Origin of the sequence: Bifidobacterium scardovii JCM 12489 = DSM 13734, assembly GCF_001042635.1 — a bacterium.
GTDB lineage: Bacteria > Actinomycetota > Actinomycetes > Actinomycetales > Bifidobacteriaceae > Bifidobacterium > Bifidobacterium scardovii.
The window spans coordinates 894,291-917,434 of the sequence record NZ_AP012331.1 but is presented as its reverse complement, the minus strand read 5'-3'; the positions used below and the strand labels follow the sequence as shown (position 1 = coordinate 917,434).

General features: G+C 65.7%; 24 protein-coding genes. 15 read left to right on the top strand and 9 right to left on the bottom strand.

The features are described 5' to 3' along the window. Positions 1–300: 300 nt before the first annotated feature. Together BBSC_RS03785 and BBSC_RS03780 are read right to left on the bottom strand one after the other, a co-directional pair. Positions 301–1,236 carry a metal ABC transporter solute-binding protein gene (locus BBSC_RS03785; RefSeq protein WP_231649038.1) on the bottom strand — a complete coding sequence of 312 codons (936 nt, stop codon included), beginning with the start codon at positions 1,234–1,236 and terminating at the stop codon, positions 301–303. Positions 1,237–1,446: 210 nt separating this feature from the next. Next, positions 1,447–2,214 carry a hypothetical protein gene (locus BBSC_RS03780; protein ID WP_046726084.1) on the bottom strand — a complete coding sequence of 256 codons (768 nt, stop codon included), beginning with the start codon at positions 2,212–2,214 and terminating at the stop codon, positions 1,447–1,449. Positions 2,215–2,263: 49 nt separating this feature from the next. On the opposite strand from BBSC_RS03780, the gene rpmB reads away from it, so the two are divergent. The 9 genes from rpmB to BBSC_RS03735 all read left to right on the top strand — a co-directional run bounded on the left by rpmB (position 2,264) and on the right by BBSC_RS03735 (position 7,960). After that, entirely contained in the window at positions 2,264–2,491 is a 228-nt protein-coding gene (gene rpmB / locus BBSC_RS03775; RefSeq protein ID WP_046726085.1) for a 50S ribosomal protein L28, read from the top strand. A gap of 97 nt (positions 2,492–2,588) precedes the next feature. After that, positions 2,589–2,759, top strand: a complete 171-nt coding sequence (rpmG, locus tag BBSC_RS03770) for a 50S ribosomal protein L33 (RefSeq protein WP_033518232.1) — start codon at positions 2,589–2,591, stop codon at positions 2,757–2,759. A 184-nt stretch (positions 2,760–2,943) separates the two neighbouring features. Then, positions 2,944–3,249 carry a 30S ribosomal protein S14 gene (rpsN, locus tag BBSC_RS03765; protein ID WP_033518234.1) on the top strand — a complete coding sequence of 102 codons (306 nt, stop codon included), beginning with the start codon at positions 2,944–2,946 and terminating at the stop codon, positions 3,247–3,249. Positions 3,250–3,314: 65 nt separating this feature from the next. Then, a complete protein-coding gene (locus BBSC_RS03760; protein ID WP_033518235.1) occupies positions 3,315–3,572 on the top strand; it encodes a type B 50S ribosomal protein L31 in 258 nt (85 codons plus the stop codon). A 24-nt stretch (positions 3,573–3,596) separates the two neighbouring features. Beyond that, the gene (gene rpmJ / locus BBSC_RS03755; RefSeq protein WP_033518237.1) at positions 3,597–3,719 is read left to right on the top strand and encodes a 50S ribosomal protein L36; all 123 of its coding nucleotides are present in this window, start codon (positions 3,597–3,599) and stop codon (positions 3,717–3,719) included. After that, positions 3,719–3,886: a 50S ribosomal protein L32 gene (rpmF, locus tag BBSC_RS03750; protein ID WP_033518238.1), complete on the top strand. Its 168-nt coding sequence runs from the start codon at positions 3,719–3,721 to the stop codon at positions 3,884–3,886. The genes rpmJ and rpmF overlap by 1 nt, the downstream gene beginning before the upstream one ends. Positions 3,887–4,037: 151 nt before the next feature. Further along, on the top strand, positions 4,038–5,711 hold the full coding sequence (locus BBSC_RS03745) for a metal ABC transporter solute-binding protein, Zn/Mn family (protein ID WP_033518240.1): 1,674 nt from the start codon (positions 4,038–4,040) through the stop codon (positions 5,709–5,711). 156 nt (positions 5,712–5,867) lie between these two features. After that, positions 5,868–7,103: a permease gene (locus BBSC_RS03740; protein WP_046726086.1), complete on the top strand. Its 1,236-nt coding sequence runs from the start codon at positions 5,868–5,870 to the stop codon at positions 7,101–7,103. A 32-nt stretch (positions 7,104–7,135) separates the two neighbouring features. Further along, a complete protein-coding gene (locus BBSC_RS03735; protein WP_033518284.1) occupies positions 7,136–7,960 on the top strand; it encodes a TIGR03943 family putative permease subunit in 825 nt (274 codons plus the stop codon). Positions 7,961–8,266: 306 nt separating this feature from the next. Here BBSC_RS03735 and BBSC_RS03730 read toward each other — a convergent pair whose 3' ends face one another. Genes BBSC_RS03730 through BBSC_RS03710 form a run of 5 tightly spaced genes read right to left on the bottom strand, consistent with a single transcriptional unit; the run spans position 8,267 to position 15,133 of the window. After that, positions 8,267–9,811 carry an ABC transporter ATP-binding protein gene (locus BBSC_RS03730; protein ID WP_197074442.1) on the bottom strand — a complete coding sequence of 515 codons (1,545 nt, stop codon included), beginning with the start codon at positions 9,809–9,811 and terminating at the stop codon, positions 8,267–8,269. Then, positions 9,808–10,578: an energy-coupling factor transporter transmembrane component T gene (locus BBSC_RS03725; protein WP_051923258.1), complete on the bottom strand. Its 771-nt coding sequence runs from the start codon at positions 10,576–10,578 to the stop codon at positions 9,808–9,810. The genes BBSC_RS03730 and BBSC_RS03725 overlap by 4 nt, the downstream gene beginning before the upstream one ends. Before the next feature lie 4 nt (positions 10,579–10,582). Continuing rightward, a complete protein-coding gene (locus BBSC_RS03720; protein ID WP_081893045.1) occupies positions 10,583–11,215 on the bottom strand; it encodes an MptD family putative ECF transporter S component in 633 nt (210 codons plus the stop codon). A 34-nt stretch (positions 11,216–11,249) separates the two neighbouring features. Continuing rightward, positions 11,250–13,223 (bottom strand): ABC transporter ATP-binding protein, encoded by a 1,974-nt coding sequence (locus BBSC_RS03715; protein ID WP_144414405.1) that lies wholly within the window; start codon positions 13,221–13,223, stop codon positions 11,250–11,252. Then, complete coding sequence (locus tag BBSC_RS03710; protein ID WP_046726087.1) at positions 13,220–15,133, bottom strand: ABC transporter ATP-binding protein; 1,914 nt, start codon at positions 15,131–15,133, stop codon at positions 13,220–13,222. The genes BBSC_RS03715 and BBSC_RS03710 overlap by 4 nt, the downstream gene beginning before the upstream one ends. 370 nt (positions 15,134–15,503) lie before the next feature. On the opposite strand from BBSC_RS03710, the gene BBSC_RS03705 reads away from it, so the two are divergent. Beyond that, the gene (locus BBSC_RS03705; RefSeq protein WP_033518242.1) at positions 15,504–15,956 is read left to right on the top strand and encodes a Fur family transcriptional regulator; all 453 of its coding nucleotides are present in this window, start codon (positions 15,504–15,506) and stop codon (positions 15,954–15,956) included. 197 nt (positions 15,957–16,153) lie between these two features. Next, on the top strand, positions 16,154–16,501 hold the full coding sequence (locus BBSC_RS03700) for a hypothetical protein (RefSeq protein ID WP_033518244.1): 348 nt from the start codon (positions 16,154–16,156) through the stop codon (positions 16,499–16,501). Between the two features lie 68 nt (positions 16,502–16,569). Here BBSC_RS03700 and BBSC_RS03695 read toward each other — a convergent pair whose 3' ends face one another. Next, complete coding sequence (locus tag BBSC_RS03695) at positions 16,570–17,169, bottom strand: TetR/AcrR family transcriptional regulator (protein ID WP_033518246.1); 600 nt, start codon at positions 17,167–17,169, stop codon at positions 16,570–16,572. 285 nt (positions 17,170–17,454) lie between these two features. On the opposite strand from BBSC_RS03695, the gene BBSC_RS03690 reads away from it, so the two are divergent. The 4 genes from BBSC_RS03690 to BBSC_RS03675 are packed head-to-tail and all read left to right on the top strand — an operon-like array spanning position 17,455 to position 22,363. Further along, entirely contained in the window at positions 17,455–18,156 is a 702-nt protein-coding gene (locus BBSC_RS03690; protein WP_033518248.1) for an ABC transporter ATP-binding protein, read from the top strand. A gap of 4 nt (positions 18,157–18,160) precedes the next feature. After that, positions 18,161–21,574, top strand: coding sequence for an ABC transporter permease (locus BBSC_RS03685; RefSeq protein ID WP_231649042.1), 3,414 nt, complete (start codon positions 18,161–18,163; stop codon positions 21,572–21,574). Positions 21,575–21,581: 7 nt separating this feature from the next. Continuing rightward, positions 21,582–22,031, top strand: coding sequence for a hypothetical protein (locus BBSC_RS03680; RefSeq protein WP_033518251.1), 450 nt, complete (start codon positions 21,582–21,584; stop codon positions 22,029–22,031). Continuing rightward, the gene (locus tag BBSC_RS03675; RefSeq protein ID WP_152600880.1) at positions 22,028–22,363 is read left to right on the top strand and encodes a hypothetical protein; all 336 of its coding nucleotides are present in this window, start codon (positions 22,028–22,030) and stop codon (positions 22,361–22,363) included. The genes BBSC_RS03680 and BBSC_RS03675 overlap by 4 nt, the downstream gene beginning before the upstream one ends. A 259-nt stretch (positions 22,364–22,622) precedes the next feature. On the opposite strand, the gene BBSC_RS03670 is transcribed toward BBSC_RS03675, so the two are convergent. Then, on the bottom strand, positions 22,623–23,036 hold the full coding sequence (locus tag BBSC_RS03670) for a Fur family transcriptional regulator (RefSeq protein ID WP_033518295.1): 414 nt from the start codon (positions 23,034–23,036) through the stop codon (positions 22,623–22,625). Positions 23,037–23,144: the final 108 nt, after the last annotated feature.

The window sequence follows — 23,144 nt, the reverse complement described above, 5'->3', positions numbered from 1 at the left end:
CGGGCCATGGGGATTCATAGGCCCCGCCTCCACGGTTCAGTGTTGACTTACAGCCTTTTGACGGTGCTGCCCGACCGTAAGTCAGCACACGAATCCCGCATGGTTCCCCGCTCACTCCCCGCTGGCATACAGTCTTTTTGGTTCGCCGAGCAGACTGTAAGTCAGCACAGTGCTCGGCATCCCTGCTGGCTTACAAGTTTCCCGGGAGTTCCACAACGACCGTAAGTCAGCGGGACGAATACGAAAAAGCCGCCGGACAAGATGTCCGGCGGCTTTTGCCATGTCCGCGAACCTACCGCATCAGGCCTTGGCGAATTCGCCGACCAGCGCGGTCATCCACTCGAGCAGGTTCGAGTACTGCTTCGGCATCTGCTCGGTGAGCTCGATGATCGGCACGTTGGCATCCTTGGCCGCACCGGTGATCTGATCGGTGGTGGCGTTGGCCTCCTGCGTGTTGAAGACGAGCATCTTGATCGAACCGCCCTTGAGCGCGTCCTGGAAGGCCTTGATGTCGGCCGGGGTCGGCTCGCTCTCGTTGGCGGAGGCCTGGGCGTAGCCGGTCGGGGTGTCGTCGGTCATGCCCAGATCATCGGCGAGGTACCAGGCCACGGACTCGGTGGCCGCGTACGGCAGCCCCTTGGTCTTCGCGGAGGCCTGCTTGATCGCGTCCTCCAGCTTCTGCTCCTGCTCGTGCCAGGTCTTGTTGAGCTTCTCGTAGTCGTCCTTGTTGCTCGGATCGGCTTTCTGGTAGGCGGCGGTGATCGCGTCGGCGGTGGAGTTGCGCACGGCGGCGGAGAACCAGACGTGCGGGTTGTCGCCCTCCTTCTTGCCGGCGGTCTCGGCCGCGTCGATCAGCGTGGCCTTGGTGGACTTGGCCGCCTTGCTGGCCCACGGGTCGTAGTCGGCGCCGTTCACCACGGCGACCTTGGCGCTGCCGAACTTGGCGACGTCCTGGCTGGTCGGCTCGTAGTCGTGCGCCTCGACGTTGGTGTTGCTCATGATGCTGGTGACGTCGACGTGGTCGCCGCCCAAGTCCTTGGCGACCGATCCCCACTGGTTGATGGACGCGACGACTTCGATCTTGCCGCTCGCCGCGGAACCGGAATCGCTCGACGAACCATTGCTCGCGCCGCTCGTGGAGCCGCAGGCGGCGAGCGAGATCGCCGCCACGCCGGCCACCGCGAGAGCCGCGATGCGCGTGAATGCGGAACGGATGGAACCATGCATGTTATTCATGACCTATACGCTTTCATATCCTCTGCTTGTGTCATCGGCATCGGTGCCGGAACATGCGGCCGGCGGCGCTTACGCCCCCAAACCACGTCCCCCTTGCCGACCATGAGTCACTATACACCGTAATGAGACTCATTTTCATTATCTTTACCAATCGGCGTTTCGCGTTCCTTCGCAGCGCCGGGCACCCCGGCACAACAGGCGCGGCTCCCTCTACAGCAGGCTCACCGCATGGTCCCGCGAGCAGAGCAACTGCAGCGAAACGTCGTGCGCATCCTCATGCACCACCGCGCCGCGCTTGGCGATGGCGCGGATGATGTCGCGGCACGCGCATTCGCCAAGCGCGTCGACGTGACGGGCCAGGCACCCGCTGCCGACCACCGGCAGCTCCAGCACATGCGACGCCTCGCGGATCAGACGGGAGACCACCGCGCCGGTGGAGCGCTCGTCGAACAGGGAATCGTCGGCGCCGACGCCGCACAGGCACAGCAGGTCGTCGTCGAAGAAACGCTCCTCGAACTCGTCCAGACCGACCGCATCGGCGATGGCCGCGACTCGGGACCCCTCGCCCCAGTCGTCGAGCCGGAACAGATCGTCCAGATACTGCGCGACCGGCGTGGCCTCGACGCCGATCGGCAGCGAGATCAGCACCGAGTCGACCCGCCCGGCCACCGATTCGAGCAGCCGGGCGGCATGGTGCTTGACCTCGCAGCTCAGGCAGCAATCCTGCAGGGCGAAGGAATCGGACGTGCCGAACATGGCGCCACCCTCCATCGGCTCATCCATGCGCCAGACGACGTCGAGCCCCGACTCGGCGTCGTCGTCGCGGCGCACGTCGTAGGTGATGGAGCAGACGGACGGGCAGGAGTCGACCAGCGAGAACGCGACCGCGTCCATGCTGAGCCGATCGACCCCGGTGAGCAGCGTCACCGCCATGCCGACCTCCGCGTTTCCCCGTGATTGCAGTACCGAACGAGTCATAACAACCTCTCTGATTTGATAATGATTCTCATTATGCTATATTGGCGGCATGACCAAACAATGTCAAATGCTGGGCAAGCGCGCCTCGAGAGGCAACCGCATATCCCACTCGCACAAGAAAACACGCCGAACCTTCAGCCCGAACCTGCAGTCCAAGAGGTACTGGGTGCCGTCGCTCCAGCGCCACGTCACGCTGACGCTCAGCACGAAGGGGCTCAAGACCGTCGACCGCATCGGCATCGAGGCGGCGCTGGCGCGCATCGCGCGCAACGGCTGAGCGCATCGGAAACCGAAACCGCCACGCCACGCCCGGCGCGGCGACCACATACGCAAGCGGCCACATCGGCCGCGGCGAGCACACATAAAGGACTGTCATGGCAAGCAAATCGGCGGACATCCGCCCGGTGATCACCCTCAAATCCACGGCCGGCACCGGATTCACCTACACCACCACCAAAAACCGGCGCAACACGCCGGACCGCCTCGAGCTGACGAAGTTCGACCCGGTCGTGCGAAAGCGCGTGATCTTCCGCGAGACGCGCTGAATCAGACGCGCCGAATCACACTTCGCCCGGCGGCACATGCAACGCGGCCGCGCCGGCGGCGGATCGCCGTTCCCGGCATCGCCCGCGGTTTCTCCTATCGGCCATCCGCCGCACGCGCGCCGCGCGCCCCTTATCGGGCGCCGTCGGGCGATCATCATCCACCAACATTCCCAAGGAGGCCATTGTGGCCAAAACCAGCAAAATCAACAAGCAGCTGCTGCGCGAACGCATCGTCGCCAAATACGCCGAGCGCCGCGCGCAATACAAGCGGGACAGCGTCAATCCGCATCTGCCGGCCGACGCGCGGGCGGAGGCGATGCGCAAGCTGCAGGCGCTCCCCCGCGACGCCAGCCCGACCAGGCTGCGCAACCGCGATTCGATCGACGGGCGGCCGCGCGCCTACAACCGCAAATTCGGCCTGTCGCGCATCAACCTGCGCGAGAAGGCGCACAAGGGCGAACTGCCCGGAGTCGTGAAGTCCAGCTGGTGACCGCCAGCGGCCGACCGGCCTATCGGAACGACAACGAATAGCACACGAACGACAAGGACAACAACATGAAACCAGACATCCATCCAAGCTACGGCTATGTGGTCTTCCGCGACCGCTCGGCCGGCAAGGCGTTCCTCACGCGCTCGACGCTGGCGGCCAAGGCCTCGAGCCTGCCGACCATCGAATGGGAGGACGGCAACACCTACCCGCTGGTCGACGTGGAGGTGTCGGCCTGCAGCCACCCGTTCTACACCGGCAAGAGCCGCGTGGTCGACTCCGCCGGGCAGGTGCAGAAGTTCAACGCCCGCTACGGCAGGAAATAGCCCGAAAGGAACACAAAGGACACCATGAAGGTCAAGGCATCGATCCGCTCGCTGGCGCGCAAGGACGGCTCATACGTCGTGCGCCGGCGCGGCCACCTGTACGTGATCAACAAGAAGAACCCCCACTGGAAAGCGAGGCAAGGCTGATGGCGCTGCCCAAAGTCAGAACATCACGGGCGAACACGCACGCGCGGCGGGCCAACTGGAAGGCCAAGGCGCCGCAGCTGTCCACGGTGCGCACGCCGGACGGACAGACCGTGCAGGTACCGCAGTACCTGGCGGCCGCCGTGCGCAAGGGCTACGTGAAGCCCTGATCCGTTCCCGGTCGTTTCCGGCCATCTCCGATCGGGGACGACCGGAACACCGCCGAGATACCGCCGGGCGCCGACCCAACGGCCATCCGCCGGCGCAAGAACCACCCATACACGACATCCGACATCCATACGACACGTAGAAAACCAGAGCATGACCGCACCACACACCAGCCCCCACTCCGATTCCACCACGGCCGTCCCCGCAACCGGACCATCGCCGGCCGCCGCAGCGGCGCCGCACGGCAACACCCGGCGCACCGCCGTCCTCAGCATCGCCGTCGCGTTCGTCGTCGGCGCGCTGCTGTCCGGCCTGATCCTCGGCGCCTTCACCTTCCTGCGCCCGGGCCACGCGCAGCCCAACGCCTCCGGCGGCGCCATGGTACCCGCGGCGAGCACGGACAAGGACAGCTGCGACACGACGTTCACCGTGGTCGCCTCGGTCAATCAATGGGGATCACTCGCCCAGGAGCTCATCGGCTCGTGCGCCGAGGTGACCTCGCTGATCAACTCGACCTCCGCCGACCCGCACGACTACGAGGCCACCGCCGCGGATCTGGCGAAGCTCGCCAAGGCCGACATCGTGGTGCTCAACGGCGCCGGATACGACGGCTGGGCCGAAAAGGCGCAGCTCGACAAGTCGCGGCAGTCGATCGTGAACGTGGGCGACCTGATGGGCATCACCGCCACCGACGAGCACTCCCACAGCCACGACGACGCGGATGGCGAGGCCGGCGACTCGCACGCCCACCATCACCACCACGGCTCCACGAACCCGCATCTGTGGTTCAGCCCGGACGCCGTGCTGAAGGCCGCCGAGGCGATCAACGCGGCCTATGCCAAACGCGCCGGCGACGGCTCGGCCACCGCGGCCACCGCGCAGCGGCGGTTCAACGAGTGGAACGGCCGGTACGCCGATTTCGTCACGCTGGTGAACAAGGGACGCGCCGCGGGCGTCACCCGCCGGTATGTGGCCACCGAATCGATCGTCACCTACCTGCTGGAGTACATCGGCGCGGTCGACAAGACCCCGGCCGCCTACACGAACGCGATGAACAACGAGGCCGAGCCGTCAGCGGCCGACCTGAAGAACGCGCTCGCCACCGTCTCGGGCGACGACGTGGACATCCTCGTCGTCAATCCGCAGGAGATGAGCGGCTTCGCCGAAAAGCTCGACGACGCCGCGAAGGCCAGCCACAAGACGATCATCTCCGCCACCGAACAGCTGCCGGAGAACCAGACCACGCTGCTGGGATGGCTGACGCTGATCGCGAACCAGACGCTGGCGACCGACACCACGAACGGCTTCTTCCTGACGCAGGACGTCAAGGACCGCTCGCTCTCCGACTACGAGGGCGAATGGCAGTCCGTGTACCCGCTGCTCAAGGACGGCACGCTCGACGCCGTGATGGAGGCGAAGGCCAAGAAGGGCGGCATGAGCGCGGCGGAATACAAGAAGTACTACGACACCGGCTACCGCACCGATGTGGAGAAGATCGCCATCAGCGGCGACACGATGAGCTTCACGCGCAACGGCAAGACCGCCACGGCGACCTACCGCTACGACGGATACAAGGTCCTCGACTACGCCAAGGGCAACCGCGGCGTGCGCTACCTGTTCACCGCCACCGGCGACGTGCCCGAGGGGGCGCCGAAGATCGTGCAGTTCTCCGACCACGGCATCGCCCCGTCCAAGGCGGCGCACTTCCACATCTTCATGGGTGACGATTCGCAGGAGGAGACGCTCAAGGAGATGGACAACTGGCCGACCTACTACCCCGCCTCGATGGGCAAGGAGGAGGTCGCCACCGAGATGCTGGCGCACTGAGCCGCCCCTCGGGCCGGACCGGACCCCGGCTCGAAGCCCCGATGTTCCCCGTCATTCACGGCGGGGAACATTTTTGTATCGGGAACCATTATCGCTGTGATAGCATGTGGCTTGCCGGGCCGGCATCATGCCCGCACCCCGGCGCAAGGAGCCTGCATGTCAGCAACACCGAACACGACGCCATCGCCTCAGGCCAATGCCGCCATCCGCAATGCCGCCACCCGCGACCAATCGGCGCACTATCTGTTCCTGATCGCCGGCACGCCCCTGATCGCCCTGCTCATCGCGTCCTCCGCGATGTTCGAGGCGCGCGGACTGCCGATCCCGCTGGTGCGCATCGGCACCGGAGCGGCCGGATTGCTGCTGCAGACCATCCCCTTCACCCTGTTCGGCGCGATGATGGCCGCGGCGGTGCGCGTGTGGGCCAACGAAAGCTTCATCGAACGGCATGCGCCGCGGTCACTGGCTTCGGGTCTGGGCATGGCACTGGTCGCCGGGCTGTGCCTGCCGGTCTGCGACTGCATGGTGGTGCCGACCTTCGCGAATCTGGTACGCAAGCGGCTGCCCCTGCCCTGCGCGGTGACCTTCCTGTGCGCCGTGCCGGTGATGAACCCGGTGGCGATCTGGTCGACATGGTTCGCGTTCTCCGACCGGCCCTGGGTGGTGGCGGCGCGCGTGATGCTGGGCATACTCGCGGCGCTGGCGGCCGGCGCGTCCTTCGCGTGCTGGCCGCCCAAGGATGCGCCCATGCGGGAGCGGTCCTGGACGTTTCGCGGCCACCGCGGCGAAGACGCCGGCGATCCGTGCGGCGCATCCCCGTGCGACTGCGCACACGGCCTCTCATGCGGCTGCGCCCCGCAGGCCACCGAACCGGGCCAACCGGACCAATCCCGCGGCGGCGCGCTTCACACCCTCACGCGGTATCTGCGCTACACGCACCACGATTTCATGCGCCTGATGCCGATCATGCTGTTCGGATCGTTCACGGCCGCGATCGTGCGCACGGCCATGCCTTCCGCAACCGCCTCCGCCGGAAGCGCTGCGGGAAGCGGGCAGGGCTCGCTGCTTGGCGACGTCGCCTCCGCATCCGGCTTCGGCGCGGCGGCGCTCGCCGCCGTGATCGCGATCGCCGCCGCAATGGGGCTGGCCTTCCTATGCTCGATGTGTTCCTCCTCCGACGCGGTGATTGCCGCGGGGCTGTCCTCGGCGTTCCCCATGACGGCGATCCTCGCGTTTCTGGTGTTCGGCCCGATGCTTGATCTGAAGAACACCCTGATGCTGGCCGGCGAGTGCCGGCCCCGCTTCGCCGTGCGGCTGGCCGCGACCATCGCCGTCTCGTGCGCCGCCGTCATGCTGGCCGCATCCCCGCTGGTCCTCTGGATGGGAGCATGACCATGCCGCACGACTCCTCACCACACGACATCATGCCGCACGCCGTCACCACGCACGCCGCCCCGCCGCATGCCATTCCGCCGCATGCCACCGTCGCCGACCGTATCGAAGCGCTGTGCCTGGTCGCGCTCGATGCGGCGATCATCCATGCGGTGGCCAGCGGTTCATACACCACGCTGACCACACCCCGCGCGCTCCCCTATCTGATCGCCGCCGCCGTGGCGCTGGTTCCGATCGCCGTGGCGGCGTGGTGCGGCCTGTTCCATGCGACGGCTCGATCCTCGTTCCGGTTGCTGGTCGCGCTGATCGTGCCGGCGCTGATCATCACCGTGCCGTTCCAGCCATCGGGAGGCAGTACCGGCTTCGACCAGTACGCCGGTGGCCGGGCCATCGCGATCCGGCGGGATATTCTCGGCCCCGATGGCGCGAAGCACCTGCACGGGCTTGACGAGCGCCGCCGGACGATCACGATCAGCGACGACGAATTCGGCTCGTGGTATGAGCATATCGACCACAACGCCCGGAAATACGAGGGATACCGCGTGCACCTGACCGGATTCGCCTACCAGCCATCCACCCTCGGCACGGGCGAATTCGTGCTGTCCCGCCAGTTCATGTCCTGCTGCATCCTCGATATGACGCCGTTCGGATTCACCGTGCACGAGGCATCAAGCGCCCGCACCGGCAAGACGGCGGGCGCCATATCCCCGCACGACCACGACTGGATCACCGTCGACGCCACGATCGCATGGGGGTCGTCGGGCACCCCGGGGCACGAGACGCAGGGCCCCATCCTGCAGGTGACGGCCATCACCGCGGCCGACGCCGCACCGACCGGATACTTCTACCGCGCGTAGCGCGCCGGCCGGCAGCAGCCCCACGGTCCGCGCAGACGAACCCTCAAGGTTCGCCGCACCCGCCACGGCCGCCATTCGCCGCTTCATCCCATGGCCGAGCACCCCGAATGAGCCCTACCCTCGAGTTGTCGGTGCGCGCCCCAGTAGCAAAAGCGGTTTCGCATCATCATCGCATCACCAAAACGGCTTGATGCCAACACCGGCAACAGCGAGTCTCCGACCCCGCGCACCGACAACTCGCATCCTCTGAACAATCGTGCCCGAAACGGCCGCCGTCAGGAGCCGTCGCCGGCCGTCACGAGGCCATCACCGGGCCGTCAGCCGGCCTGCAAGCCGCGCACGGCCGCCGGCATCCAAATCGTAGGCGTCCACGACGCGACCGGCATCCATGGTGATGTCGAAATCGCAGGAGGCGATCGCGAATTCCGGATCATGGGTGACGATGACGACGGTGCGCCCCGCGGCGGCCAGGGAACGCACCAGATCCGCGACCTGCCGCATATGGCGCAGGTCGAGTCCGCTGGTCGGCTCGTCCAGAATGACGATGCGCCGTTCGGAGGCCAGCGCGGCGGCGATGGCGACGCGCTGCTTCTGGCCGCCGGACAGGGACAGCGGATGCCGGTCGGCGAATTGCTCCAAATCGAGCCGACGCAGCATGGCCAGCGCGGCGTCCCGGTCTTCGACCGGCTGCGCGAGTTCGATTTCGTCCAACACCGATTCGGCGAACAGCTCGCAGTTGACGTCCTGCATCACGGTGAAGCAGTCTCCCAAGCGGGCTTTGCGATTCAGCCGCGTGCCATCCGGCGTGATCAGGTCGCCTCCGCAACGCCGGTCCAGCCCTTGCAGGCATCGCACGAACGTGGATTTTCCGGCGCCGTTGAACCCGGTTATGGCCGTGGCCCGGCCGGCCGGGAATGCGGTCCGGTCGATGTCCAGTGCGTCACGGCGCTGATGGCGGTATCGGTACCGGAACCCGGACACGGCGTATCGCCCGCCCCCGCTCGGCGACGGGTCCGGCGAGACGGATGCCGGAGGGCCTCCGGCCGCGATCTGTTCGACGCTCACCGGCCGCAGCCCCATCTCCAGCCGTTCCGCATCGGGCAAGGACCGGAACTGCTCGGCGTTCATTTCCCGTTCGATGCGGCCCTCGTGCATGTAGTACACCCGGTCCACCAGACCGGCCAGCCAGTACAGCCGGTGTTCGGCGATCACGATGGTCTTGCCCTGCGCCTTGAGCAGGCCGATGGCCTTGGCGAGCTCGCCGATGGCCCTGGCGTCGAGATTGCTGGACGGCTCGTCGAAAACGAGCACATTGGGCCCGGCCGTGCACACGGATGAGCAGGCGACCTTCTGCTTCTGCCCGCCGGACAGGTCGGCGAGCGGGCGGCCCAGCAGCCGCTCGATGCCGAACCGGCCGGCCTCGCGGGCGATGTCGGCGCGGATCTCGTCGGGAGGCATGACGAAGTTCTCGCAGCCGAAGGCCAGCTCCCCGGTCACGTCAAGGGTGAAGAACTGGCTTTTGGGGTTCTGGAACACCGAGCCGACATGCCGGCCGATCTCCGCCAGCTCGGTGGCCGCGATGTCGAGCCCGTCCACTGCCACCCGCCCGGACAAGGCGCCTTCGAAATAATGCGGGATCAGTCCGTTGATCAGTCTGGTCACCGTGGTTTTGCCGCATCCCGAATCGCCGCACAGCAGCACGGTCTGGCCCGGTTCCACGATGAGGTCGAGATGGCTTACTCCTGACGTGGTCGGGACGCCGGCATCGCCGCCGTTGCCGCTATCATTCCCGGTCCCGTCGCCGACGCTGCCGTAGGCGAAGGTCACGTCCTTGAATTGAATCATGCTCATGGCAGCACTCCAACCGCACTCAGGCCCCAGACCACGAAGCACGCCGCGCACAGGGCCAGCAGCACCGCGTCGGGCGCATGGAAGCCGATGCGCGCGATGCTGGTTCGCCGATCGGCATACCCCAGCCCCCGGGTCAGCGCGGACTGGGTCAGTTCGTCGGCGATGCGCACCGAGTTGGTCATCAGCGGCACCACGCGGTATTCGAGCATCTGCGACACCTTGCCCCCGCCGAACCGCACGCCGCGCATGCGCATCGCGTCGTTGATCGAACGCTGCTCGTCCACCACCACCGGGAAGAACCGGAACATCACGGCGATCGGCACGGTGACGGCCAAGGGCACGTGCATGCGCTGCAGGGAGGCGATCAGCTCGCTGGCCGTGGTGGTGGCCAGCATCCAGTAGGCGACCATCGCACCGGGCAGGATCTGCGTCATCATGCCGATGCTGGCATAGAGCAGCCAACTGACCGCACCGGTCAGCAACGGCAGGACGAATCGCGCGAGCACGGTGAATCCGACCACGCACAGCGTATAGCCGACGCCGGCCCCGATATGCCGGGTCAGCAGCAGCAACGGGATCGGCGTCAAGGAGAGCAGCAACCGCATCACATACACCGAAGGCGAGTCGCCGCCCATCAGCGTCACGCAGAAACAGCCGACGGTGAACACCAGCGCGATCTTGGTGCGCGGATCGCAGCGCAGCCAGCCCCGGTACGGCTGGACGCCGATGGCCGTGCCGGCCGCGGGTTCGGGTCGTGTTCCAGCCATCGGATCAGACCAGGCCGGCACGCTCGAAGTGCTTGCGCATCAGCCGCAGGGCGATCAGCGCGCCGACGCACCCGGCCACGAACAGGCCGACCGGCATCACGTAGGCATACCATTGCGGCAGCAGCGCGGACACCTGGTCCACGTAGTCCTGCCCGTAGCTCTTGGCGATCATCGCCATCGTGGAGTTGCGGTTGAAGAAGAACATCGCGTACCCGGAATAGAACATCAGGTTGAACACGCCGCAGGCCAGGACCAGCTGGATCCTGCCCACGTACCGCCCGCTCAGCGCCACGAGATCGGCGACGAATCCCACGGCCAGCCCCACGAGGATCATCACCGGCAGGCCGAATCCGGCGATCGCGCCGGTCAGCAGGCCGAGCACGGTCAGCGCGCCGAAATGCCTGACCTTCAGCGCCAGCAGCAGCACCGGCGTCTGGCACACGATGCCGTACAGGAACCCGCAGAACGGGTAGATGAACGGCACGTATCCCAGCATGCCGCAGGCATAGATCAGCACGATGTACAGCACGGCGTACACGCCGACGGAGATCCAGTCCTTCGGCCTGAGGCCAAGGCTGCGCCTGGGCGCGGCCGGCCGGGATGCGGTTGGAGTTGTTGAGGTTGATGGCCGGGTCATCCGTTGCTTCTTTCCATGGTTCTCTTGATTGGGTTCACTGCTTGTGCAGGCTCCAGGACTGGGCGTCGGACTGGAGGGCGACCATGTGGGCGAATTCGCCGCCGGCGGCGATGAGCCGGGCCGGCGAGCCCTCCTCCACGACGCGGCCGCCGTCGAGCACCACGATCTTGTCGGCGTTCATCACCGTGCGCATGCGGTGGGCGATGACCAGCACGGTCTTGCCCCGCAGCAGGCGGGAGAGCGCACCCTGCACCTTGGTCTCGTTCTCCACGTCCAGCGAGGCGGTGGCCTCGTCCAGCAGCACGATCGGCGCGTCCTTGAGCAGCGCGCGGGCGATGGAGATGCGCTGGCGTTCGCCGCCGGACAGCGTCGAGCCGTTCTCGCCGATGACCGTGTCGTATCCGCCGGGCAACAGCGAGACGAATTCGTCGCAGTTCGCGGCCCGCGCGGCGGCGAGCACCTCGGCGTCGCTGGCACCGCGGCGGCCCAGCCGGATATTCTCGCGGATCGTGTCGTTGAACAGCACCACATCCTGGAAGACGATCGCGTAGTCGGCGAGCAGGGTCTCCGGCGCCACGCCGGACACGTCCACGCCGCCGACCGTGACCGTGCCGGCATCGGCGTCCCAGAAGCGCGCGGCGAGCTTCGTCACCGTGGACTTGCCGCCGCCGGAGGGGCCGACGAGCGCGGTGACCTCGCCCTGACGGGCGGTGAACGACACGTCGGACAGCACGGTCTCCTTGTTGCCGCCTGCACCGGCGGCGTCCGCGCCGACCTTGCCCGAACCATCCGCATCGCCCGCATAGGAGAACGTGACGTGCTCGAAAGCGACGTCGTGGCCATTCGGCTCGAAGCGTTCGGCGCCCTGCTGCGCCGGTTCGCGGTGGATTTCGCGCAGGCGGGCGGCGTGCGTGCCCACACCCATGAGCTCGGCGATCGATTCGAAGATCACGGCGATGGGAGCGTAGATCAGGGCCGCGCACAGCAGGAACATCACGTAGGTCACGAAGTCGGTCTCGCCGGCGGCGACGAGCTGCGCGCCGACCAGGATGATCGAGGCCTTGCCGACGGTGAGCAGGATCTGCGCGCCGGAAACGATGGTTCCGGGAATCAGCTCGCTGCGGATCTGCGCGCGTTCGGCGGCGTCGATCCTGCGATCCAGCCCGTCGAGGTAGCGGTCCGTCTGGCCGCTCGCGCGCAGCTGGGCCGCGCATTCCAGGCTTTCCTGGATGCCGGAGGCCACGGACAGGCGCGCTTTGGTGAAGGCGCGGGTCAGGGACTGCTGCAGTTTGCGGCTGAGCAGCAGCAGGATCACGGCGATGGGCAGCACCCAGACCATGGCCAGCGCCATGCGCCAGTCGTAGACGAACATGACGACCGCCACCACGGTGGTGGAGATCGTGGCGCCGAACAGCTCCGGCATGACGTGCGAGAACAGCAGCTCCAGCGAGGCGCAGTCGGCGAGCACGGCGGTGGTCAGGTCCGCGATGCTGCGCCGGGAGAAGAACGACATCGGCAGCATGCGCAGCTTTTCGGCCAAGGCCAGTCTGGTGCGCGCGGATTCGCCGTAGATCTCGTTGTAGGTGGAATCGTACTGCCACCACTGCGCGAGGAACATGACGACGAGCACCGTCACGCTCATGGCCACGAACGGCCAGAATTCAGGCAATGGCGCACTGGGGTCGTCCAGATGGCCAACGTAGTGGATCACGGCCAGATAGATCACGCCCATGGGCAGCATCAGGCTGAAGTTGCCGATCGCGCAGGCGATGGCACCGGAGACCAGCGCCTTGACCCCGGTTTCGGTCAGAGCGAAGCGGTCGCGGAAACTGCCCGGCTTCGCGGGCTTGCCGACCAATTGGCGGTAGCTGATGGTCGGTACCGCCGCATCGGCGCCGTTCGCCGCGGCGGCTGCGATCGCCTCGTCGACGGACCTGTCGACGGCGGTGCCCGCCGATTGATTCGAGCGTGCCGCAGCGGTAGCGGTATTCGTGTCGCGCGTGCTCATCGCTGCGCCTCCTTGCTGTTTTCGTCATCGGCGTCCGTGGCATCGGCGTTGTCGTTCGCGCCGTCATTCGCGCCGTCGCTCGCCGCGACGGTCCAGGTCACCGAGGTCTCATAGTCGCGCCACATGCGCGCGTACAGCCCGCCAGCGGCGACCAACTGGTCGTGGGTGCCCTGCTGGGCCACTTGGCCGTGGTCGAGCACGATGATGCTGTCTGCGTCGCGCACGGTGGTGAGGCGGTGGGCGATCATCAGCACGGTACGGCCCTGCGCCAGATGCTCGAAGGCCTTCTGGATGCGCACCTCGTTGTCCGGGTCGGCGAATGCGGTGGCCTCGTCGAGCACGATGATCGGCGCGTCCTTGCAGATGGCCCGGGCCAGGGCAATGCGCTGCGCCTCGCCGCCGGACAGGTACACGCCGCCGGTGCCGATCATCGTGTCCAACCCGTCTGGGAATTTGGCGATGATGTCGTCGCATTGCGCGGCGTGGGCCGCGGCCAGCACCTCCTCGCGGGTGGCTTCTGGCCGGGCGTGGCGGATGTTGTCCATCAGCGACTCGGCGAACAGATGGTCGTTCTGGAAGACGAACGCGACATGCTTCATGAGTTCGGATTCGGGGATGGCGCGCACGTCCGCGCCGCCGATCAGCACCGATCCGGATTGCGGGTCCCAGAACCGGGGCACCAGGCTGGCGGCCGTGGTCTTGCCGGAGCCCGAGGGGCCGACCAGCGCCACGGTGGAGCCCTGCGGCACGGTGAAGCTCAAGTGGTTGAGCGCGGGCTGCTCCGCTCCCTCGTAGGCGAAGGTCACGTCACGGAATTCCACGCTGTTGTCCTGAGGCTCGCAGGCGTGCGCGGCGTCGGGCTGCGGCAGCGGCTTGGCGGAGAGGATGCCGTTCAGGCGGCGCATCGCGTCGTCCGCCTCCATGAAGGACTGCGCGGAGTACATGACCTTGGTCATCATCGGCACCGTGATGGTGCTGAACAGGCAGTAGAACAGGAAGTCGGCCAGGAATCCGCGGAAATCGCCGGTGTTCGAGGCGATGATGATCGACAGGGGCACCAGCAGGGCGAAGGTGCCGTTGATGGCCACCAGCTGCGCGACCTGCGCCGGCTGGCAGAACTTCGAGTAGCGGAACGCCATCTGCCGGTATTCGTTGATGGTCTGGTTGAACACGCGGAAGGAGTACACGGTCTGCTGGAAGGTCTTGACCACGGGGATGCCGCGCACGTATTCGACGGCCGACTTGTTCATGGTGTCGAGCGCCTTCTGGTAGCGGCCCATGAAGTTCGCGCCGGCGCCGGTGCCCATCATGATGCCCATGAGCACGGCCGAGAGGATGGTCGGGATGATGCAGGCGATGCCCGTGCGCCAGTCGAAGACGAAGGAGACGATGATGAACGCCACCGGCGTGGTGATCGCGCCGGCCAAATCCGGCAGGCGGTGCGCCATCACGGCGTGCGTCTCCTCAACCGACCCGTCGATGATGCGGCGCGTCTCGCCGCTGGGGTGCGAATCGAACCAGCCGAGCGGCAGGCTCATCACATGGCGCATGCAGGCCTTGCGGATGTTCGAGGTGGTGCGGAACGCGCTCAGGTGGGTGCACGCCAGAGCGAAGAAGTAGATGACGAGCGCCGCGGCAGCGAAGCCCATGGCCCACCAGGCGTAACGGCCGATGTTGACCGCGCGGCTCCAGTCTGGGGCCACGGCCAGCAGGTCGCGCACCACGAACCAGATGCAGATGAGCACCAGCATGTCCAGCACCGCATGCACCGCGGACAGCACGCAGCCGAATATGGTCAGCGCCTTGTATGGACCGGCGTAGTCCAGCAGTTGCGCGATCGAGGATCGCTGTTTGGTTTTGCTCTTCTTGTTCGCCGCCGATTGTTCCGCGGCCGGACCGGTATCCGTCATTGTGTTCCCTTTTCTCCGCCGTCCATGGCGATTGGCATGCGCGACTGCGCCGTGATTCATGGCTATGCACTAGCCACGGTATTGACTAATTTCATGAAGAACAAGACTGTTCTTTTCCCGGAAAAACGCTTATAATGCTTGGTCCGCGATTCAGCGCGCGGCCGGCGCATCGGCCGAAATCGTTCGGCCACCATGCCTGGTTTCCCGCACGCTTCGCACGCAGTCAACATGCTTCTTTCTACGTCTTTTTTTGATAACGAATATCAATATCATTGATAGACGCCATACCGGACAAACGGGCAGCGACTCACCGCTCTTGCTTTAATAACGATAATGAATATCATTTGTTATCGGAAAGGGGCAGAACGTCATGAGCATCGAGCAAACCGAGACCACCCGGCGCGTGACGCGACCCCGACTCCTCATCACCCAGGTCTTGGCGGAATTGTCCCGATTCGTCACGGCCCAGGAAATCACCGACATCCTACGCGAGCGCGGCACGCGCATCGGCACGGCCACCGCCTACCGCAACCTGCAGATGACGGCCTCCCAAGGCGAGCTCGACGTGATCCACGTCAACGGCGAGGCCCTCTACCGCGAATGTTCCGACCAGCATCATCACCATCACATCGTGTGCCGCGAATGCGGGCGGACCATCGAAATCGAGATTCCCGGACTTGAGCAGTGGATCGACAAAGCCGCCAAGCAGCTGAAGTACCAGGACATCGCCCACGAACTGGAGATTTTCGGCCTGTGTCCCAAGTGCGCGGCGAAGCATGACGCCCAAGGCGATGCGGCTGCGAGACCGGCGATGGTCAAGTAGTCACACCGGCGCAACCGCCCTCCGGCACTTCATATCCTCTTCCGCCAGCGGGAAGGGATGGAGAGCACGGCACAAGCACGCCCTCCCCACCCAACAGGAGGGGCATGGAACGGGCCTGATAATCACTTTCACTAACTTCCGCCGACGACGGGCGCCCGCCTATAGTCTCAGACGAACACACGATGAAAGGACAACTTATGACCATCAAGACTCTTGACCAGCACGCCTACGAGATCGTCACCGAGGAAGGCACCTTCGCCGTCTGCAAGGACACCCTGGCCAAGTTCGATGTCACCAAGCACGAGCACGGCACCGCCGCCTGCGGCTGCTGCGGCTGCTGCTTCACCGGCGACTGCTGCGACGACGCCGACTGCGAGCACGGCAACACCGAGGAGTGCGAGGGCAAGGCCTGCGCGCACACCTGCCACGAGGACCACGAGGGCCACGAGTGCGCGTTCTGCCACCTCGCCTTCGACCCGAGCGAGAAGTGCCACGAGGAGATCCTCGCCGGCCTCAAGGAGCTCAAGGCCGAACTGGCCGCCTGAGGTTAGGTTTCCGCTTTCTCTTGCGGATTGACTCCCTTCAGTCTCACTTCGCACAACAACCGCCGCGTCTATCGCAATATGTCGATGGGCGCGGTGGTTTTGTTTTTCTCGATGATCGCGCAGATCTCCTCCGGCGTCTCCTTGCACCCCCGGCGGATCCACAGCCAGATGATCGACGAGACGGCGGAGACGAGGATCTCCAGCGCATAGTCTCGCGGGATGCCGCTGTAGCGCAGTTCTGCGCCGACATGGGAGGCCTGGCCGAGCAGCATCTGCTTGAGCACGTCCTTGACGCGGTCGTACATCTGCATGTCGTTGCCAGAGCGCGACACCGCATCGAAAAACGCATAGTCGCGCTTGACGTAGCGCAGCGCCTCGGCGATCGCCTCGGGGTCGAAGCAATCGGAGACGCTGCCCGGCCGCCGCTCCCGGCCGCCGGGCCGCGTGATGAGGATCCGCGTCAGATCGGCGATCGTGTCGTCGATCAGCTGCTGGCGCAGATCGAACTTGTCGAGATAATGCAGGTAGAAGGTGCCGCGGTTGATGCCGGCCGCGCGCACGATGCCGCTCACCGTCATCGCGTCGAAGTCCTTGGACTGCATCAGCTCGGTGAACGCCGCCTTGATCTTCGCCTCGGTCATGGTATTGCGCTTGCCGCCGTCAGCCATGGCAACCCCTTTCGCTCGCCTCTCTTCGGTCATGGTTATACGCCACATCATATCAACATGTTGTTCAGATAAAGACAGAATAGACAGCTTTCACCAATATGTTCAAAATGAACATTTTTGCGTTTTCTGCTGATTGACCGGCTTTTCAATCGCCCCATACAATCGGGAACAGTTAAATCAACATGTTGTCTATTCGTAGTGACGATGGCGACGGTCCGCCACATGCGGATCGCACCCGGCGGGTGGGCGGCATGCGCACACGGACACCACCAACGGAAGGGCATCATGGCCTACATCGACATGGTCCACAGCTTCAAGCGCTACCAGATGGGCGACACCACCATCGTCGCCAACAACGACGTGAGCTTCGGCATCGAAAAAGGCGGGCTGGCGATCATCCTCGGCGCCTCGGGCGCCGGCAAATCCACTGTGCTCAACATTCTGGGCGGCATGGACACGAACTCGGAGGGGCAGGTGATCATCGACGGCAAGGACATCTCCGACTACAACGCCCACCAGCTCACCGAGTACCGCCGGCACGACATCGGCTTCGTGTTCCAGTTCTACAACCTCGTCGCGAACCTGACCGCCAAGGAGAACGTGGAGCTCGCCTCCGAACTCGTCAAGGACGCGCAGGACCCGGTGCAGGCGCTGATCGACGTCGGGCTCAAGGACCGCATCAACAACTTCCCCGCGCAGCTCTCCGGCGGCGAGCAGCAGCGCGTGGCCATCGCCCGCGCCGTGGCCAAGAACCCGAAGATCCTGCTGTGCGACGAGCCGACCGGCGCGCTGGACTACAACACCGGCAAGCAGGTGCTGCAGATCCTGCAGGACCAGAGCCGCAAGAAGGGCGCGACCGTGGTGATCGTCACCCACAACTCGGCCATCGCGCCGATCGCCGACCGCGTGATCCACATGCACGACGCGCGCGTCAAATCGATCGACGTGAACGAACAGCCGATGGACATCAAGGATCTGGAGTGGTGAACGGATGACACGCAATCACGCACAACGCCATACGAACGGCCACGCATCGGCCGCCGCCGCAAGCGGCTCCCACGCAAACGGCCGCAACGGCACCCGCACACGCACACGCACACGCACGCGCCTGCGCAAGCGCATGCTGTGGAAGGACATCCGCGTCACGATGGCGAAGTCCAAGGGACGCTTTCTCTCGATCGTCAGCCTGATGGCGCTGGGATCCTTCGCGCTCGTCGGCCTGTTCGTCACCGGCCCGGACATGCGGATCACCGGCACCGACTTCTTCGACGGCAACGACCTGGCCGACGTCACCGTGATCAGCGACTACGGCCTGACCCACGACGACGAGTCGATCATCCGCGGGACCGCAGGCGTGAAAACGGCCGAATTCGGCTATTTCAAGGACGTGACGATCAAGAACAGCAACCACAGCCTGCGCGTGTTCTCCAGGCCGCAGACCGTGTCGACCTACGCCGTGGCCGAGGGGCGCCTGCCGAACAAGGCCACGGAGATCGCGCTGGACACCGACGAACGGGACAAGTTCGCGATCGACAGCACCATCACCGTCACCGAGCAGCCCGACATCGCCGGCGACACCGTGCTGACCAACACGACCTTCACCGTGGTCGGATTCGTCGACTCGAGCGAGGCCATCTCCAACCTGAATCTCGGCCAGTCGACGGCCGGCACCGGCGAGCTCGACGGCTATGCGGTGGTGACCGACGGCGCGTTCGACTCGGACGTGGCGATGATCGGCCGCGTCACGTTCACGGACACCGCCGGGCTCGACTACTGGACCACCGATTACCGCGACCGCGTGCAGGCGCACAAGGAGACGCTCACCAAGCGGCTCGCCGACCAGCCCGAGGCGCGCGAGGCCTCGATCCGCGAGGAACGCCGCGAGCAGATCGACAAGGCGCAGTCCCAGGTCAACGACGCCAAACAGCAGCTGGCCGACGCGCAGCAGCAGCTCGACGACGCGAAATCGCAGATCGACGCCGCCAAGGACCAGGTGTCCGACGGCAGCGCCGAGGCGGTCGATCAGGCCTCCGCCGCCATGGCCCAGCTTTCGGGGGCCACGGCGCAGATCGCCGCGGCCGGTACCCAGCTGACCGGCGCGCAGACGCAGCTGGCGGCCGGCGCGCAGCAGCTGACGCAGGGCCAAGGCCAGCTCGCCTCGTCGTGGAGCCAGCTGTCGGACGCCAAGAAGCAGCTCGACGCGGCGCGCACCGCGCTCGAAGCCGTCAAACCGGCGCTGGACGGCACCGGAACGCTGCTGGGGCAGTGGGCGGACACCGGCCTGACCGGATCGCTGTACAACAGCGTCAAGACGCAGTACGACCAGGCGCTGTCGGGCTACAACGACGCCGCAGCGCAGTACAATGGCAAGCTCAGCGAATACCATACGGCGCTGCGGCAGTGGAACGACGGCGCCGCCAAGCTCGAGCAGGGGTCGGACGACTACCAAAAGAACGCCGCCGCGATCGCCGAGGCCTCCCGCCAGCTCGCCGCCAAGCAGACGGAGCTGGGCAGCGCGGTCTCCACGGCCGCCGGCAGCGTCTCCGGCGGGGCCACGCAGCTGATCGAAGGACAGCGCCAGATCGAGAAGTCCGAAGAGGAATACGACGCGAAGCTCAAGGAATACGAGGACGCCAAGCCGCAGGCCGAGCAGAAGATCGCCGACGCCGAACACGACATCGCACTCGCGCGCGAGAAGGTCGACACGCTCACGGTGCCAGCCTATTCGATCGACGGCCGGCGCGAGTGGCTCACCTCGGAGGGCTACCGCGTGTACGAGATCATCGCGAACATCGTCGAGAAACTGGCGATGATCTTCCCCGTGTTCCTGTACCTGGTGGCCGCGCTCGTCACCTTCACCACCATGGGCCGCATGGTCGACGAGGAGCGCACCAACTCGGGCACGCTCAAGGCGCTCGGCTACGGCGACGCCGACATCATGAAGAAATTCACGTTCTACGGGTTCACCGCCTCGACGCTCGGCACGATCATCGGCGTGGCCGCCGGCCACACGCTGCTGCCGCTCATCGTCGACCACGCGTACAGCACCGGATTCACGGTGCCGCGCATCGCGCTGGCGTTCCACCCGGCCATCACCGCCGTCGCGTTCGCGCTGGCCTGGGTGAGCGCCGTGGTGCCCGCCTGCGCGGCGGCGTCCCGCGAGCTGCGCGAGAAGCCGGCCTCCCTGCTGCTGCCGAAACCCCCTGCGAAGGGCTCGAAGATCTTCCTCGAGCGCATCACCCCGCTGTGGTCGCGTCTGAACTTCACGCGCAAGGTCACCGCGCGCAACATCTTCCGCTACAAGTCGCGCATGTTCATGACGATCTTCGGCGTATGCGGCGCGGTGGCGCTGCTCACCGCCGGCCTTGGCGTGCAGGCGTCGATCGGGCAGATCAACGACCGCCAGTTCGACGATCTGATCCACTACGACATGATCGTCGCCGAGAAATCCGACAACAACGACGAGCAGCGCACGGAAGTCGCCAAGGCGATGCAGGACAAGGAGGTCGACGAATCCTCGCCGATCCGCTACGAGGAGCTCACCAGGATCGCCGGCAAGGACAACGACAAGCAGGACATCACGCTCATCGCCACCGACGACGCCTATAATTTCGGCGACTACATCACGCTGCGCTCGCGCGTCGGGCACAAGCCGCAGGTGCTCACCGACCGCGGCGCGATCATCTCCGAGCGCATGGCCGAGATGCTCGGCGCGCAGCCGGGCGACACGATCAGCGTCACCGACGAGAGCGGCGTGGAGCGCAAGGTGTGCGTCGACGGCGTCACCGAAATGTACATCGGGCATTTCATGTTCATGACCTCGGGCGGCTACGAACACGTCTTCGGCCAGGACTACCGGTCGAACGCGTATCTGGTCAGGCTCAAGGACGGCGATACCGACAACGTCGGCGAGCGGGCAGCCGAGTTCATGACCCTGAGCGGCGTCAGGGGCATCGTGCAGAACACGACATCGAAGAAGCAGGTGGACACGATCGTCGACTCGCTCGACCAGATCATGGAGGTGCTGATCCTCGTGGCCGCGCTGCTGGCCGTGGTGATCCTCTACAACCTGACCAACCTCAACGTATCCGAGCGCATCCGCGAGCTGTCGACCATCAAGGTGCTCGGCTTCCATTCGAACGAGACGACCATGTACATCTACCGCGAGACGATCATGCTGTCCGTGCTGGGCATTCTCGCCGGCTACGGGTTCGGCGGGCTGCTGCACCGCTACATCATCACCGAGGTGCCGCCCGACGAGGTCATGTTCGATCCGGCGCTCGGTTGGCTCGCGTTCGTGGCGCCTCTGGTCGTGGTCGGCGCGGTGCTGGCCGCGCTCGGCGTGCTCGTCTACCGGCGGCTGAAGACCGTGGACATGCTCGCCGCCCTCAAGTCGGTGGAGTGACGGGCCGATGAGATACCTCAGCAAAGTCGATTTCCAGGCCCACTATCCGCCGCCGGTGTATCTGGACTTCCTCGCCCGGCACCACCCGGGCGAGCCGGACGGCTATCCGACGCCCGACTACTGGACCATGGAGTGGCAGCGCGAGAAGATGCGGCTGCTGGACGTGCCCGACACGCATCTGCTGTACGGCTCGGACACGCCTTACACGCCGATCGAGGCGTGCCTCGGGCAGGCGCTGGCCCTGGAAGGCAGCGGACTGATCACCGAAGCGCAGAAACGCAAGGTCTTCACCGGCAACGCGCTGGACGCCAATCCCAAGCTGCGCACGATCCCCGGTCTGGCCTCAGCGGCAGGCACGCCCGCGGCGGAGCCGGAAACGGATCGGGACGCGGCGGCACGTTCCGGGGCCGGCGCGAACGCATCCGCGTGGACACGTCGGCGATGGTCGGCGACATGACCATCATCGCCGACATCGAATTCGACGATATGAGCGACACGCATTTCCACGGGTCGATCACCATGTTCGCCAGCGCGTTCGAGCCCCGGACCGGACAGGTGAGCGGCATGTGGTACCGGATGCAGCGGTCCAACTCACTGGATCTCGACCTCAACCTGCCCTTCGCGCCCAGCCGGCTGACCATCGACGCCTTCTCCGACGCCGAAGGCCGGCTGCACGGGCAGTGGTCGGTGCCCCATGCCGGCCCCCGCCCCATCGACGCGCGCATCATCTTCGACTCGTACGCCTCAGCCCTGCCGCAGCAACCGGGCGGCAGACTGCGCGAGGGTTGAGACGCAACCATCGGACCACCCCCAGTCGGTTTCGCCGACAGCCCCCGCCAGCGGGGGCGGGATATGACAGAATCGACGTAATAAAACCAATAGTCAGAGACGCATGCCCCCGCTGGCGGGGGCTGTCGGCGAAGCCGACTGGGGGTGGTCCGGCGGCGGAACATCAGCATCCGCCATGATCCGCCGACACCTCATGATGGTAATGCGCCGCGCGCTTCGCGCACTGGATAGAACGGTCGATCAGTGACGAGACAGACCGCTAGTGCCTGGCGGCTGCGGCGCGCTCGCGGCAATCGGCGCACAGGCCGAACACCTCGAGCGTGTGGGATTCGACCGTGAAACCGTGGCCGTCGGCGATCTTGCGCAGCCAGGATTCGCTCGGCGGGTCGATTTCGACGGTTTTGCCGCATTCGCGGCACACCAGATGGTGGTGATGTCCCTCGTCGCCGCACAGGCGGAACAGCTGCTGGCCGTTGAGGCGAACCGTGTCCGCGGCGCCCGAGTCGACCAGCGCGTTGAGCTGGCGGTACACGGTGGCCAGGCCGATGCGTGTGCCCTCGTCGTCGAGCTTGCGGTGCAGCTCCTGCGCCGAGACGAAGTCGTCGCTGCTGCGCAGCTGCTGCATCACGGCGTCCTTCTGCTTGGTATGTCGCGCCGGTCCGGTTCCCGTCATCATTCGCTCCCTGGGTCGTGCCGGCATCATCGCGAGCCGACTCTATTATCATTTACAGCTACTTATTGATAATAGCGTCTTCGCGGACAAGAGCAAGAGCGTTATTCC

Bases quoted from the DNA above. Each gene is read 5' to 3' on its own strand.
- BBSC_RS03785 (WP_231649038.1), bottom strand. From the start codon at position 1,236: ATGAATAACATGCATGGTTCCATCCGTTCCGCATTCACGCGCATCGCG.
- BBSC_RS03780 (WP_046726084.1), bottom strand. From the start codon at position 2,214: ATGACTCGTTCGGTACTGCAATCACGGGGAAACGCGGAGGTCGGCATG.
- rpmB (WP_046726085.1), top strand. From the start codon at position 2,264: ATGACCAAACAATGTCAAATGCTGGGCAAGCGCGCCTCGAGAGGCAAC.
- rpmG (WP_033518232.1), top strand. From the start codon at position 2,589: ATGGCAAGCAAATCGGCGGACATCCGCCCGGTGATCACCCTCAAATCC.
- BBSC_RS03760 (WP_033518235.1), top strand. From the start codon at position 3,315: ATGAAACCAGACATCCATCCAAGCTACGGCTATGTGGTCTTCCGCGAC.
- rpmJ (WP_033518237.1), top strand. From the start codon at position 3,597: ATGAAGGTCAAGGCATCGATCCGCTCGCTGGCGCGCAAGGACGGCTCA.
- rpmF (WP_033518238.1), top strand. From the start codon at position 3,719: ATGGCGCTGCCCAAAGTCAGAACATCACGGGCGAACACGCACGCGCGG.
- BBSC_RS03745 (WP_033518240.1), top strand. From the start codon at position 4,038: ATGACCGCACCACACACCAGCCCCCACTCCGATTCCACCACGGCCGTC.
- BBSC_RS03740 (WP_046726086.1), top strand. From the start codon at position 5,868: ATGTCAGCAACACCGAACACGACGCCATCGCCTCAGGCCAATGCCGCC.
- BBSC_RS03735 (WP_033518284.1), top strand. From the start codon at position 7,136: ATGCCGCACGCCGTCACCACGCACGCCGCCCCGCCGCATGCCATTCCG.
- BBSC_RS03730 (WP_197074442.1), bottom strand. From the start codon at position 9,811: ATGAGCATGATTCAATTCAAGGACGTGACCTTCGCCTACGGCAGCGTC.
- BBSC_RS03725 (WP_051923258.1), bottom strand. From the start codon at position 10,578: ATGGCTGGAACACGACCCGAACCCGCGGCCGGCACGGCCATCGGCGTC.
- BBSC_RS03720 (WP_081893045.1), bottom strand. From the start codon at position 11,215: ATGACCCGGCCATCAACCTCAACAACTCCAACCGCATCCCGGCCGGCC.
- BBSC_RS03715 (WP_144414405.1), bottom strand. From the start codon at position 13,223: ATGAGCACGCGCGACACGAATACCGCTACCGCTGCGGCACGCTCGAAT.
- BBSC_RS03710 (WP_046726087.1), bottom strand. From the start codon at position 15,133: ATGACGGATACCGGTCCGGCCGCGGAACAATCGGCGGCGAACAAGAAG.
- BBSC_RS03705 (WP_033518242.1), top strand. From the start codon at position 15,504: ATGAGCATCGAGCAAACCGAGACCACCCGGCGCGTGACGCGACCCCGA.
- BBSC_RS03700 (WP_033518244.1), top strand. From the start codon at position 16,154: ATGACCATCAAGACTCTTGACCAGCACGCCTACGAGATCGTCACCGAG.
- BBSC_RS03695 (WP_033518246.1), bottom strand. From the start codon at position 17,169: ATGGCTGACGGCGGCAAGCGCAATACCATGACCGAGGCGAAGATCAAG.
- BBSC_RS03690 (WP_033518248.1), top strand. From the start codon at position 17,455: ATGGCCTACATCGACATGGTCCACAGCTTCAAGCGCTACCAGATGGGC.
- BBSC_RS03685 (WP_231649042.1), top strand. From the start codon at position 18,161: ATGACACGCAATCACGCACAACGCCATACGAACGGCCACGCATCGGCC.
- BBSC_RS03680 (WP_033518251.1), top strand. From the start codon at position 21,582: ATGAGATACCTCAGCAAAGTCGATTTCCAGGCCCACTATCCGCCGCCG.
- BBSC_RS03675 (WP_152600880.1), top strand. From the start codon at position 22,028: ATGACCATCATCGCCGACATCGAATTCGACGATATGAGCGACACGCAT.
- BBSC_RS03670 (WP_033518295.1), bottom strand. From the start codon at position 23,036: ATGACGGGAACCGGACCGGCGCGACATACCAAGCAGAAGGACGCCGTG.